Annotated in this window: 10 protein-coding genes and 2 pseudogenes; 5 read left to right on the forward strand and 7 right to left on the reverse strand. The window is 51.3% G+C overall.

What is annotated here, in order from left to right; all coding sequences use genetic code 11:
* The first annotated feature begins 12 nt into the window (after nt 1-12).
* The 3 genes from VE954_RS02600 (at nt 13) to VE954_RS02610 (ending at nt 2,084) form a co-directional block, all read left to right on the forward strand.
* Complete coding sequence (locus VE954_RS02600) at nt 13-330, forward strand: cupredoxin domain-containing protein (RefSeq protein ID WP_324949356.1); 318 nt, start codon at nt 13-15, stop codon at nt 328-330.
* 35 nt (nt 331-365) lie between these two features.
* Nucleotides 366-821, forward strand: a complete 456-nt coding sequence (locus tag VE954_RS02605) for a cupredoxin domain-containing protein (protein WP_324949358.1) — start codon at nt 366-368, stop codon at nt 819-821.
* 99 nt (nt 822-920) lie between these two features.
* Complete coding sequence (locus VE954_RS02610) at nt 921-2,084, forward strand: tetratricopeptide repeat protein (protein WP_324949360.1); 1,164 nt, start codon at nt 921-923, stop codon at nt 2,082-2,084.
* Nucleotides 2,085-2,111: 27 nt separating this feature from the next.
* Here VE954_RS02610 and VE954_RS02615 read toward each other — a convergent pair whose 3' ends face one another.
* The 5 genes from VE954_RS02615 to VE954_RS02635 all read right to left on the reverse strand — a co-directional run bounded on the left by VE954_RS02615 (nt 2,112) and on the right by VE954_RS02635 (nt 10,098).
* A complete protein-coding gene (locus VE954_RS02615) occupies nt 2,112-3,737 on the reverse strand; it encodes a GMC oxidoreductase (RefSeq protein WP_324949362.1) in 1,626 nt (541 codons plus the stop codon).
* 214 nt (nt 3,738-3,951) lie between these two features.
* Nucleotides 3,952-5,961: a SpoIIE family protein phosphatase gene (locus tag VE954_RS02620; protein ID WP_324949364.1), complete on the reverse strand. Its 2,010-nt coding sequence runs from the start codon at nt 5,959-5,961 to the stop codon at nt 3,952-3,954.
* A 9-nt stretch (nt 5,962-5,970) separates the two neighbouring features.
* On the reverse strand, nt 5,971-6,570 hold the full coding sequence (locus VE954_RS02625) for a hypothetical protein (protein ID WP_324949366.1): 600 nt from the start codon (nt 6,568-6,570) through the stop codon (nt 5,971-5,973).
* A 113-nt stretch (nt 6,571-6,683) separates the two neighbouring features.
* Nucleotides 6,684-8,708: a PAS domain S-box protein gene (locus tag VE954_RS02630; RefSeq protein WP_324949368.1), complete on the reverse strand. Its 2,025-nt coding sequence runs from the start codon at nt 8,706-8,708 to the stop codon at nt 6,684-6,686.
* Nucleotides 8,709-9,006: 298 nt separating this feature from the next.
* The gene (locus VE954_RS02635) at nt 9,007-10,098 is read right to left on the reverse strand and encodes a nucleoside hydrolase (RefSeq protein ID WP_324949370.1); all 1,092 of its coding nucleotides are present in this window, start codon (nt 10,096-10,098) and stop codon (nt 9,007-9,009) included.
* A 135-nt stretch (nt 10,099-10,233) separates the two neighbouring features.
* On the opposite strand from VE954_RS02635, the gene VE954_RS02640 reads away from it, so the two are divergent.
* On the forward strand, nt 10,234-11,607 hold the full coding sequence (locus tag VE954_RS02640) for an adenylate/guanylate cyclase domain-containing protein (RefSeq protein ID WP_324949372.1): 1,374 nt from the start codon (nt 10,234-10,236) through the stop codon (nt 11,605-11,607).
* Between the two features lies 1 nt (nt 11,608).
* On the opposite strand, the gene VE954_RS02645 is transcribed toward VE954_RS02640, so the two are convergent.
* Nucleotides 11,609-12,757 (reverse strand): MBL fold metallo-hydrolase, encoded by a 1,149-nt coding sequence (locus VE954_RS02645; protein WP_324949374.1) that lies wholly within the window; start codon nt 12,755-12,757, stop codon nt 11,609-11,611.
* Between the two features lie 444 nt (nt 12,758-13,201).
* Nucleotides 13,202-13,620, reverse strand: a pseudogene (gene tnpA / locus VE954_RS02650) (IS200/IS605 family transposase).
* A gap of 89 nt (nt 13,621-13,709) precedes the next feature.
* Between tnpA and VE954_RS02655 the strand changes: the two are divergent.
* Nucleotides 13,710-13,969, forward strand: a pseudogene (locus VE954_RS02655) (hypothetical protein); the annotation flags it as partial.

Here is a 13,969-nt window from a genome sequence, read left to right on the forward strand (position 1 = left end):
GGAGGGTGCATCATGTTCCAGGGAATTATTTGGGCTCTGATTGTGGGCTTCACACCTTTCACCCTTCTGGGCAAGGATCATATCGTGACGCAAAAGGGCAAGCAGTTTTCTCAGACTGACCTGCAGATCGCTCCGGGTGATACGATCGTCTTTAAAAACGACGATGACACCATTCATAATGTGTTCACCGCCAGCGAAGCCATAAAATTCAACCTGGGCGTGCAAAAAGCAGGAACTGAATTGCGCCGTGAGTTCGCCACAGCCGGTGAGGCTGAAATTCGCTGTGCGATTCATCCCAAGATGAAGCTCAAAATTGTGGTGAAAAAATAATAGGTCCGGCCGTGACGCAGAAGGGTAAAGATAAGATGATGAAGGTCTGGCTGATGGGGCTCGGGCTCACCGCAATCTCCGGATCTGCGCCTTCAGCATCGTCCCAAACCGAAAATGTCCTGATCACACTCAGGACCGATGGCAACGAAATCGCTTTCGACAGGACTTCGATTCAAGTCCCTGCGGGGCGAAGAATCCAGTTGCGTTTTGTCAACGGCGCCCGGCCAGGGTCCGAAATCCTGCATAACGTCGCGATCCTGAAATCGGGCACACTGGATGAAGTCTTGCGAGCCCTGCAAAAAAATTCTTACAACTTGGACGCGATGAGTCAGCATCCGGCGGTTCTTGCCATGACCAGATCCCTTGCCCCAGCCGAGGAACAAACTTTGGAATTCAATCCCCTGAAACCAGGCGTGTATCCCTTTATCTGCTTTATGGCAGGCCATGGGGATATGCTGGGTATGAAGGGCCAATTGATTGTCTCGCCTTAGGTCATAAGCTTGCATTGGTTGGGGCTATTCAAATATGATACAATATGATTCATGCTCATCGGCAATGCCTGCGCCCTTTACCATCAGAGAGGCTTCACCTTGGCACGCGATAGAAAGGTTCGTCTAGCGATAACGGCCCGGGAGTCGGAAGAAGTCAACCGCATAAAGTTTGTCGCTCAATCCCTCGGATTTTCAACCACGGATACTTTTAATTCTCCAAGACATACCTATCAGGTCGCCTCCCGCAGCCAGTATGATATTTTCATCACCTATCATAGTTTTCAGGATATGACCGGCCTCACCATGATCCAGTCGTTACGCGAGACTGGCAATTATGGATTGGAATCGCATCTGGTTCTGGTGGATATCTTGAATCGGGATCTGATGGTGGTCATGGCTGAACACAATATTAAATTTGTTCTGCAAAAGCCCTTTAACAGCGATCATATCAGTCAAAAGCTTGAGAGCCTCTGGCAGGAGGAATGCAATCCCAGTCCTGCTGAAAAAAGTTATAGGGAGGCTCACGCCGCTTATCAAAGCGGATTAAATGATATGGCACTGGACCTGACCGTCAGGCTTGTCAGGGACCAAAAACCCCATGAAAAATTTCTGCTTCTATTAGGTGATATCTTCCTAAAGACGGGACGGAATGAGGATGCAAGGAAAGTTTACGACAAAGCCCGCGAGACGTTCCCTCAGTCGTACATCCCGGCCCACAAGATAGCCAAGCTTCTCATGAAGCAAAACCGTTATGCCGAGGCCGTTGAGATGCTGAACGAGTTGGCAAGACTCAGTCCACTGAACCTGGAAATTCTGGCGAATACAGGTCTGGCCAATTTTCAAATTGGCCACTATGATGCCGCGAAAGCCGCCATGAGTCAGTTGAGAACGCTTGATAGGGAAAGGCAGGATGCCAATGAAATTCTGTCCCGCGTTGCCATTCAGGAAGGCGATTACGTCAACGGTCTGAAATTTCTGAGCGTATTGCATGGGCCCAGTGAGTTATGCGAAGTCTTTCATCGCGAAGCCGATGTCATGAGACAGCGGAACGCATTTGTGCGGGTCATTGATTTTTATCTGAAGGCCATCGAGATGCTCGGTGACCATCCTTTTCTCTTTGATTTCAACTACAGGCTGGGACTTGCGTACCAGGATATCTATGATGACTCGAACGCGGTTCGATATTTGCAGAAAGCTGTCAATCTGGAGCCATCCTATGAGCCAGCAGCAAGTGCCTTAAGAAAAATCAGAGAGAAAAAATAGAGGGCCCGGCTCCTGGCCGGGACACACTCACACGAAATCTGTAGCAATAATATTCTCAATATTGCGTTCGGCGAGAGCCGCGATGGTAAAGGATGGGTTGGTACAGGCCGACGCGCTGGGCATGAACGATCCATCATTCACATACAAACCTTCGTAGCCTTTGACCCGACCAAAGAAGTCAGCGGCCTTGCCCATGACGCAGCCTCCCAGCGGATGGTAGCAGATATCATCCTTGACCTTGTCTTTGAGGTAAGTCAGCAGCGAAGTCGTTAAACCGCCGTTGGCCCGGTTCAATTTCGCCATCGTTTCCAGCAGCGATTGATTGATACGCTCCTGACCAGGATCGTTTTTCGGCCAATCGATGACGACCTTGTCATTGGACTCATCGTAGCGGAAGCTGCCACGTGTTTCGCTGATACCAATCCCGAAATAAAGCAGACCAAAGAGGTCAATGCCGAGCGGCAGCTGCGGGTGTTCGATGAACATCGGCCCCGATGGATTGTCGAGGTCCCGAATGCCAACGGCGGGAGGTCCACCCTGCTGTTGCCCAGTGGATTCGCCGACGGCGAGACGCAGGGCATAGACGTTACCGTTGTTGCCCCAGCCCTGGCCGACCTGATCGTTCAGCTGAGGCAGGGCGCCCTTGGCTTTGGCTTTCACGAGCAGACTGCAGGTGCTGACCGTGCCGGCGGTCAGAAACAGTTTTTTACAGGTAAAGTTACGCTTGCCAATGACATGACCGTCCTGATGCAATTCATCCACACTGACCGTGAAAAGCCCGTTGGCATCCTGACCGATCTCCTGCACCTGATGCAGAGTTCTGACATCCAGCAGACCAGACTCTTCTGCCTGGCGCAAATAGGTGTTGTCCAGCGTGGTCTTGGCCCCACTGTTCACACCATAGACGGCCTCGCCCTGGGTGACGGATGCCGGAATGCTGCCGTCGATCTCCTGACGAACGACATCCCATTGGGTGGCCGTTGGCAACAGCTCCCACTCCAGGCCAGCTTTTTCACATTGTTTTTTGGTGACGCGCACGTGCTTGAAGCAATCGGCTTCGATCACATCATCGGGAATGGTGGAGCGATTGAGTGCTTTGCCGACAGTTTCGTAGTGCCGCTCCATCTCCTGATAGGAGATTTCTTTCGGAAAAACCATTTTGAAGATTTTTTCTTCTGGCTTGGCCAGAATGCCCCCAAAGACGATGGAGCCGCCACCGTAAGCCGCGCCGTTCAAAACTGTTTTACCGGCCAACTGCCGACCTTGTAAAACGCCGGTTGTTTTCACAATCGGCAGCGGTGGGCCGAGGGGAATAACGGTCTTATGGCTTAACCAGGTGGAGCGACCATCAGGGTAGAGATTTTTGGAAAACCGTCTCTCGCCTGCCGGAAGAGCCTGATCCCAGCGACGACCCTGCTCAATCATCAAAACGGCAACACCCTTTTCGGTCAGACGGCAGGCCGTGATCGCCCCACCGAAACCACTGCCAATAACAATCACATCATGATGTTCGCTGGGATATTTGCGAGGCGGGGCCGACCAGCCCATGGCTGGCGTGGAGGCCAGGGCAGCGCCTGTTCCTGCTAATGACGTGAATCGGACAAAGTCCCGACGGGAGAAGGGTTTTGATGCTGGCTTTGGGGTGTCGGTCATGGGTCATAACTCCGGAGCTGATGTTGCGCAAGGTTTTTGCGTCGACAGAGACCCAAACACATTGGCCTGGAACCACTCCAGTGTCAATACCTGGCGACGGAGGGGCCCTTTATAATATGACAAACAGGATGGAAACCGGCTTGTGGTGACTTGGTTGGGATGCCGGGCGAGGTACCGTTCGTGGCAGCGGCGGAAGTGGGCTCGCTTCCACCGACTAGCCAGCGGAAGCGAGCTTGCGGAGCTTTTCGAGACGCAGGATAAAAAATGTCGTGTCGTCAGCCAGGGGCTGCTCGGTCCAATGACGGTTCATCAGTTGAATTAACGTTGATTCACTGCTCTCTAGCGTATCACCAGCCAGGAGGGCCTTATGAATGGCTCGCATGCGCAGCGGCCGCCCCTTGGGGGACGTATTTTCGGTCAAGCCATCCGTATAAAGAAAGATCGATTCTCCTGGATTCAATGTCAAAGTCTGGGCTCGGAAGATGGGATCTTTGAACATTCCAATGAGGCTGCCGGGTTGAATAAAGGATTGAACTTCATCGTGCGTGACTTTGAGAAGTGGCGTGTGCCCGGCATTGACATGACATGCCTCTCCCGTCTCCCAATTGAGCGACACCAGGGCGAGACTCATGAAACAGTCGGCTTCGTGACAGCGATCAAAGAGCGCATCGTTAATGGACCGAACAATGTGCAGAACGCGATCCGGCTCGCCCAGACTACGATCCAGGCTGTTGTGAATGGCACCACGTGTGGCGCCTGCCGCAATAACCGACATGAGCGCGGGTGATAGACCATGGCCCATCACATCCCCCAGATAGATATAAAGGCGTTTGGCTTCAGGGCAGATGACCATGCCCACCCAATCCCCGCTGACATTCTTAGCGGCTTGAGAATAGTAGGTATAGTTCAGAAAATCCGGCAGACCCGTTTCAAGTTCACGGCGACGCAGGAATTGGGCGGAACGCACGACCTCTTCAATTTGCTTCTGTTCGGTCAGGACCCGAGTCAGCTTCGTTTGGATGTGGGACATTCGTCCGCCCACGGCTAACGACAGAAGAACGATTTCGATGCTGCCGCCATAGAGTTGAATCCAGTTACTGATCTCAAAAGCCGGAATCAAGCCGATCAGGCTGAAGATATTCCCTGATGCACCGGTCAGGTAGAAACTCCAGGCCAGCGTGAAAAAATAAGCCGGTTTGTAGCGCTTCCAGCAGAGATAGAGTCCGGCGCACATCAGGAGGGTCACCGCCAGAACAGAATTAAAGAGACAGAATACAGCCGCTGTTTGCACCGAAATCGTGAAGTTGATTAAGAGATTGAGGCAGCTGATCAGGCCACAGGCCTTCATGGCCCGTGACATCATCGGTAGCTGATCGTTCAGAGAGAGCAGGAAGTGCGAGAAAATCAAAGCCGTGATGATAACAGCATCGACCGAAGCGATCATGACCCAATTATTCAACGTCTCCCAGCCGAATAAAATATGGTTCACGTACTGCATGATGCCCATGGAACTCGACTGATAAGCGACATTGCTGAGGACGTAGGCCACATAAATAAGGTACATCCGGTCACGAACACTGACGTAAAGGAAGAAATTGTAAAGAGCGATGACGATATGGAAGCCCAGGAGAAGACTGATCGTCATCAGCTCCGTCGTGTTCTTTTGATGGAAGACATGCTCGTCCCAAATTTTGAGACCCAATTGAACGACGTTTTTTGCATCCATTCGGATCAGATAGTTGTGCGTTCCAGGCGGTACTGTCAGGCGAAAGACCGGCTGTCGACTCAAGACCGCGCGTTGTGAAATAGGCTCCTGATCCCCCTGGACGGAGAGGGATACAAAGCGATCGCCCTGATTTTGAAAGAGCTCCATGTGATCGATGATGGTGGTGTTGTTTTCAATGAGAATGGAGCGATCGCCAGGGAACGGATTGGTGAGTTGAAAGTGGACCCACTTGGTGGAAAAATCCAAGCCAAAATTCACGGACTCGCCCGTTTCGCGATAATAGGCCCCTTTTTGAAAGTGCTCCTGCACGGTGTCTGGACCCCATTCGCTCGGCACCCCGTAAAGAATAGCGAGAAAGGGAGTCAGCGATTCCCCTTTGGTCTTTTCGCCAAGGATGAAGGAAGGTCCAGTGATATCGGCCGACAGTTCGGGAAGCTGCAGGAAAAAGCTGATGAAAACCAGCCCGAGTTGAAAGATTTTTGTCCTGATCCCGTTCATGCCCTGCCTTTACGCGAAGATCCACCCTCTGAGGATCGGATGAATTTCTGTAAAAATAAGGGAAGTTGAGTCGAAAAATTCACCCAGGAAGCCCTTGCCTATTCCGGTTTTTCGGCAAATGCCGATGTGCATCCCGGACTCAGTGAGGATGTCATGGAAGATCATCGAAGCGCGGAATACAAGCATCGTGTTCGCCTGCACATTAAACTTTATACCTTCGTTCTGCTGGTAACGGTCATCGGTTTGGGGATTTTGTTCGAAAAGAACATAGCCTTGAAGTTCCAGAATGATGCCGTGCAGTACATTGATATTTCCTTTTCCGTCTATGGCGGCCTCGTTGGATCCATGCTGAACCTTTTGGTTTAATTGCCCCCCACGTTTCGCCACCTCCGGCACTGGAGCGACGAGGACCGCGAGGCGAATTTTTGCTGGTTGTTCCTGCGACCTTTGCTGGGGGCCTTGTCGGGGCTTGTATCCTATGGCTTTATCAATGCGCTGCCGTTGCAGCTGGATATGGGTGAGGAAGGCCAACGTGTTTTCTGGCTGATGTTTTGCGTGGCCGTCGTCGCTGGTTTTAAATCCGAGGATTTCATCCTGCGCTTTTCTCAACGATTTGAGAATTTGATTCCCAATGCCGGGAAGCCAGCCGCTAAAAACGAGGGCGGCCCAGGCGAGCCAGTCATCCCCATTCGTCGCCGTCCCCGCAATCGGAATCTTTGAGCCTATGGCGCCTTTCGTTCCTTGCTGAGCACGGCGATCATCTCTCTAAAATTGATAGGTTTGGTCAAATAGCCGCTAAAACCAGCGGCCAGACACTTTTCGCGTTCGCCCGTCATGGCATGCGCGGTCAATGCATAAATCGGCCAGCAACAGCCTTCGGAACGCAGGTGCCGGGTCGCCTTGAATCCATCACAGATCGGCATCTGTAAATCCATCAGGATGGCATCGAATGGGCTTGCATGAGCCAGATGAATGGCTTCCGCGCCATTGGTGGCTTCCGTAACCGAGGCGCGCTGATTCTGCAGAAAATATTTGACGATGGCACGGACATCATCGGCATCTTCCACAACCAGGATTTTCATATCGCGTATGTTGGGTTCGATGGAAATTTTCCTGGCGGGAAGAGCAGCTGAAGGAAGGGTCAGTGGGGGATCTGGTGACTTGGATATCTCGCCAACATCGCCAGGATCAACCGTGAGAAGAAAGGTGCTGCCCTTTCCGGGTTCACTCTTTTGGAGCACCAGATCGCCACCTAAAAGGCGAGCCAGCTCCAGAGATAGGGAGAGCCCGAGTCCGTTTCCCCCGTAGTTTCTGGTGATGGATCGATCGGCCTGGCTGAAGGCCCCAAAGATCCTTGCACTTTGCTCCTGGGTCATGCCAATACCCGTATCGCTTATGACAAAGGATAGAAGCCGCGATGACGGCTTACCCCGGGTTGGTATCATGGCGACCTTGACACTCACTTCGCCGTCTGGCGTAAATTTGATGGCATTGCCGACGACGTTGAGCAGGATTTGCTTGAGTCGAAAGGGGTCGGTTTGGATGGACGTGGGCATGGCGCTGGGGATAGCGAAGTCGAGCTTTACATTTTTTTCAGCAACCTTGATATTCAGCATCTCTTTGATGTCACTCAGAATCGTAGCCAAGGAAACCGGCATGGGCTGAATTTCCAACCTTCCCGCTTCCACTTTGGCAATATCGAGAATGTCATTCACCAGCAATTCCACCTGACGGCTGGCCCTCAGAATGGACTCGATGCATTCGGTTCGATCCACATTGAGGTCATCGCTGGTCAGGAGTTCCGCATAGCCACGAATAACAGCCAAAGGCGTACGGATCTCATGGCTCATATTGGCAATAAATTCTGACTTGAATCGATTGGCCTCGGCCACATGAACTTTTTCAAGATTCACCATGGCGACCTGCTGTTCGCAAAGCTCCGAATGGAGGACTTGCCATTGCGTTTCCATGGCCTTTTTTTCGGTCAGATCGCTGGAAATTCCTATAATGGTCGACAGATTTCCAAATGAATCGCGCAGGCAGGTGTTGGTGACGCGAGCAGGGAAGCGCCGACCATCGCGATGACGTACGATAAATTCTCCGCTCCAGGATTGTCCCGCCTGGAGTGCAGCCATGATTTCCAGGCCCAGGTCCCGGGATTCCTCCACCGGGGTAATTGTGATGATGTTCTTGCCGAGAACCTCTTTGGCCTCCCATCCATAGATTTGCTCAGCGGCCTTGTTCCAATAAAGAATACTGCCTTCCAGATCCGTAGCGATGATGGCTTCACCGATGGAATCGAGCAGGGCGGATTGAAAAATAAGTTCGGATTTACTCTGCAGAGGCGGTTCAGCTGGGATCCTATCCATGAAGGACGCAAGATAGAGAGGCCGGGTTAGGCCCGGTGCAGGGGGTGTCAAACTCAAGCGCATGTGCATGGCGACCACATTACGGTCCTGACTGATCATCCGAATGGGGCTGCATGGATAATCTTGAGACGTCGACACCTTGGACCAGGCCTGGCGAAAGCTTTCATGATCCGATGCCGCAATAAATTGAGTCAGCGGACTCTGCACGAAATCCGCTCTGGAATAACCCAGCAGCTCTTCCACAAAAGGATTGGTTTTTAGTATGAAGCCATCAGCATCGAAGAGAATAAATCCCACGGGTGCCACATCAGACACGTTAAGGCTGCTGCGCACAGCTCGCTGCTGGCTCAAAAGCTCACCCCACCCATCGCTTGTCATCGCGTCGGCCTTTTTTTGGTTTCAATTTTCAATCGAACAAGTGTCGCTTCATGAACGCGAGAGATCTTTAACAGAACTTTTTTTGAGCCTTTCCGCAGCGAAAGTCCAATCTATTTTTCGATTTTCGTAAAATTGCATTGGTGCTGCAGCTTTTGGGAAATCTTCACGAAATGGCGTGTTTTAAAGGGCGTAGCCTTGGTGCTTTTGCGAAAAAAATGATCGGTATTTACGCTCATGGCATCACATCTTATAAGTCATGGGTGGGTTTCGGACTGTCCCACCCAGCAGCTTCGCAGGATCAAGGCCGGAGGTTGATCGTATGGATGAGATCCTTTTTAAAGGCCTTGGCATCGGCCGCCACGCACACCCTCGTCATGGCTCCGCGATCGGATAGGATGGTCTGCCCCGTAAAGTAAGGGTCAAAGTTCCGACGTTCCTTGCCATCCCAGCGCTGTTTGCCAAACGCGGGGAGAGGATCGCCATTGGTTTTCTCGGAGTAAGCAACGATCACTTCAAGTGGCAGATCCTTGAGTGTGCAAAATTCAGGATGCAGGATGACAGCTGCTGTCAGCGCATCCCAGAAATAATATTCGCCGGAGTCGATGAACCATTTGGTTTTATCCAGGATCTGACTGAAGAAACGAGCGCCGTCTGTTCGGGCCGCAGCTTTCATGGCAGAGGCGTCAGCAGGAGTCACCTTCACATGATTGGTCCCATCCAGTGGCACCAGTGTCACGGGAATGCCCGATTCCAGGACTATCCTGGCCGCAATCGGATCGATCAAGATATTCCATTCCGCGGTCTTGTTTTTATGTTTGTCGGTGAAATTCGGAACGATGATGTTGCCACCGGCCCAAATCGATCCTCCCATGAAGGCAATCCGTTCGATCTTCTTTTTGATCTGAGGTGCCTTGCCCAAAGCCAACGCGACATTGGTCGCATTGCCCAGAATCACGAGACTGACCGGAGCGTCGGCGCGTTCCAGAAGATCAATCAGAACGTCAGGAGCGGAACGAGGATCAGGTTTTCGCGAGCTGGCCTTCAGCGGCACTCCATAAAACGTATCAGCACCTTCGCGCCATGGCGCTGGAAATTGATGGAAACCATCCATGGGTTCACCGGGTCCACAGGCCACAGGGATGCCTTTTTGTGGTGTTAAGTCAACCAGATCGACGGCGTGCTGAGCGCCGGGTTGACAATGAGCTTCTCCGGCACCGGTTACGGTGACACCAAGCACACGACTGCTCGGATGATGCAAAAGGTAAAACATGGCCAACCAATCGTCGATGGCCATATCGGTGTCTATAATAACGGGAGTTTTGGCTTCAGCCCCTTGAGAGAGGTTCCCAAGACAAAACAAACATAAACTCAACATTCGAATCAAGTGCATGGTGTCCTCGCAAAGAGTGAGACCCCATGTTCTAGGAGAGCCAGAGGAATTTGGCTAGTTCGATTCTTCGGCCCGCCTCACCGGACCAGGATTTTGGGTAATGTCTTGGACAATTTACACCGATCAGGAGGCCAGGTGTCATGGAATATGGGACTTTGGGTGCAGCCGAAAAAATCGAAATTTTTGGCTTTTAAACTCAGCAAAAGGCGCATCTACAATGGATTAGGGCCTTATGCCGCGGGCCTTTGCGCGTGCTCCACCGTGATCATGACGAACCTCGTGATCAGCTTTACCGGACAAAGCCCCAGCTATGACTATGTAACGTATATCATCGACCATTTTCTTTATTCTTTGCCATTTTCCCTGCTTTTTCTGTTTGATTTTCCTATGTCCCTTACGAATGATCGGCAAACGAAAAAGCTTATCGTCAAACATTTGACGTTCATCTGTGTAATCCTTCATGGCATCACGGGCACCTGCTTCATGCTGAGGGAGTTGCCAGCTGACGTAAACTGTTACCCGGCGTACTTTTGGTTTACCTATGGTGTGATGTTCTTCTTTTTAGGAGCAGCCAATTTCCTTAATCTGCTGCTCTACGGCGCCGTTTATTTTGCCGTGGTCGTGACTTACATGATGCGATACAGCGATTTTTCTCTGGACGAGAATATTACGCTGACGGCGATGCTATTTCAGCTTTTGCATTTTACTCCCGTGGCCCTTCTCGCTCGCATGCGTATTGCGGCCTTGCGCCATGCCTTCAAGCAACTGGAAAAGGTGTTCTATCCACATCAGATTAAAATGATCCGGCGCGCCAGGGAACTGGAACAAACCATGCCCACGACCTCCGGCGAAGGCTGCGTGATTTGTTTCGATATTATCGCCAGCTCGCAGATTCAGCATGAAAAGGTCAAAGAATTTCTGCGGATTATCTTCGCCCGTTGTAACAGCCTCATGATGGAAGGCTACAATGGAATCGATATGGCCTCGCGTGGATACCGTATCAAAGAGATGGGTGATGGGTTTCTCTGCAGTGTCGGCTATCCCTTCAAATCACGCACGGGTTACGTTGCCAAGGATGCCTTGGATCTGGCGCTGCAGTTCCATGACGTGTTCCAGGAGGAAGTCCGGCTGCTGGAATACGACCGACCCATTCACTGCGGGATCGGGATTGCTTATGATGGGATCGCCGGCTTTTTCCCGGAATCGGGCGCCAAGGAATATGATCTGCATGGACGGGCTATTGCTTTGGCCACCCGTTATGAAGCCATGCGGAAATCACTCTTTGCCGGCAAGCCGCCTGCCAGCCTCGTCATTCTTCAGGATCGGGTGTGGAGCAGTCTCAAAGCTGACGATCGCAGGGATTTTATCCGCGTAAATCTCCAGACCCATGGTCTCACGGTTCGCGATGATCCTGATGCCAAGGGACTTTACTATCGTTTGCTAGGTGATGTTGTCACGATGGATCATGCCGAGTCCCATGAAGCTGGTGATGGGGCTGTCGCCTCGTAGCTTAACCCTGGTCTTTGGAAACCATCGACTGGCCCTTGATAAAATCGGGATGTGACCGCCACCAGGTCTCTTGAGACGGCGTCCCTGGGAATGATGTGAGTTCACCCAATTTAGGATGCCAAATAGGGAGCTGAGCCTTTGTCGCCAGACTGGTGATGCTATCAATGGGATCAAACCAGTTATGCAGGGACAGATTGAACATACCCCAGTGCACGGGGGACAGGTTCCTGGCTTGCAGGTCCCGGGCCGCCTGCAAAACCTCGTCTGGCATCATATGCACATAGCGCCACATCGTGTTGTACTGACCGCATTCCAGAAATGCGAGATCGAAGGGACCATACCGGTCACCGGTTTCTTTAAAATGTCCGGCATAGCCCGTGTCGCCGCTGTAGACAATGTTCAGTCCTGGGCCTTTCATAATCCAGCCCGTCCACAGGGTTTTATTCGCATCAAAGAGGCCTCGACCGGAGAAGTGTTGAGCCGGCACCGCGCGGAATTCCACACCTTGCACGTTCAGGCTCTCGTGCCAATCCATTTCCTGAATGCGTGCCTGATCCACGCCCCAGCTTCGCAGTCGCGAGCCCAAACCGAGAGGCACAAGGAATTGAGCGGATGTTCCTGCAAAGAACCGCATCGTTCCGGCATCGAGGTGGTCGTAGTGATCGTGTGAAATCACGATCACATCGGGCTTGGGCATGGTCTCGACCGTCGCCAGAGGGGCTTGAAATCGTGTGACCATAAAGCGAAACGGCGAAGCTGACGTGAAGACAGGGTCGACGAGAACCAGGGTGCCTTGAATATTCAGATAAAGCGTCGAGTGTCCGAGCCAGATCCATTTCAAAGGCACGCCATCTTTCTTTAGCAGTTGATCAAAATCAGGAGCCACCACGGGCAGGTCCTGAGTTGGCGTGCGGATTTCCTTGCCGAAGATATAAGACTGCAGCAGGGGCCACGTCTTCATATCGCGCCGGAGATCTCCAGGCACGATGTTGGTGAACGTTCCGTTTTTGGAATCAAAGTTCGGCGACTGAAGAAACTTTTGACGTTCCGCCGCGTCCGGGACCGCGCCGAATTCCTGAATATCGAGCCATTTATAGATGCCATAGCCCAGGATGAGAAGGCCTGTGATCAGGCTGAGGGCAATCTTCATAGGAGGTCCTTTTTTGACTTCGGCATATTGAGAGGCGGGACTTCGATACTGAGTGTAGCTCGACAGACTGGGTCTTCGATACCTTGTGTGGTCTTGATTTTTATTTCGGTGGGAAATATTGGGCCGTGTGACAACGAGGGGGAAGGATAGCCTGGGCTGGAGGTCGGCGAACCTGGCATGCTCGCCGACCTGGGTCAGACCAAGGTTTTAGAAAAATTAGCCGAAATCCCCCTCTTTTTAAAGACTGACTTTTACCCGTAAGTCGTCAAGTTACAGTATTTATTGTACAAACGACCACCTCACCTTATGTAATTGTTGAACCGGTGGTGGCGAGGCTGGCGAAGCCTCCACGAACGCATCGAGTTCACGGAGGCACTCACTTGTGGGTAAAAGTCAGTTTTTAAAGAGGGGATGTAAGGCTGCCTGTCTATCATTCGGGGAAGTTTACTTCTCCGCGTCTTCTGTTTTTTGATTTTGAATATATCGAAGAACCACATCCTTACTCATATTTCCAACGGTACCGATATAATAGCTCGGGTTTCACAGATGCCCTGCCCAAAGTTTTTTCCTGATGACTGGAAACTCCTAAAGGAGTTTTCTTGCTGTAATGCCTTTCAGGCATTTAACGATATCTAATGGCGATATCTTTGGATGACATGAAACGAAGACATGACAATGATCGGGCATCACCTCCATTTCTTTGATTTCAAACTCGAAATTCCTGGCTCTTGAAAAAGTGACTTCAACCTGGTTTCAACTGCTCCTTCTATAACTTTGCGTCGGTACTTTGTTGACCAGACTATGTGATAGCCGATGTTATAGACGCAGGTTCTGCCAGAAATCCAATCCTCGTGACTTGTCATATGGTCGTGATTAATCCTATTTAATACACTCAAATTATGTTGATTATTGTATTTCGTATGGTTACCATACAAGCCGTTGAGGAGATAAAATGCACCTGACACTGAAGCTCACAATAATGCCGGATTGGGAGGCCCAAAAAAGACTTTGGGAGGTTTCCCATCGTTGTACGGAGCTTTGGAATGCCTGTCTGGAACAGAGAAAAGACCTCAAGGCCTGGGGCAAAGTCAACGTCTTTTCTCAAAAGAAAGAACTGCCGGAAGTCAAAAAACAATGTCCTGAGTTCAAGGTTCCATCTTCGCAGGTCCTGCAGAACGTCGTCTTTGATCTTGATGCCTCCTATAAGATGTT

Origin of the sequence: Oligoflexus sp. (genome assembly GCF_035638955.1) — a bacterium.
GTDB lineage: Bacteria > Bdellovibrionota_B > Oligoflexia > Oligoflexales > Oligoflexaceae > Oligoflexus.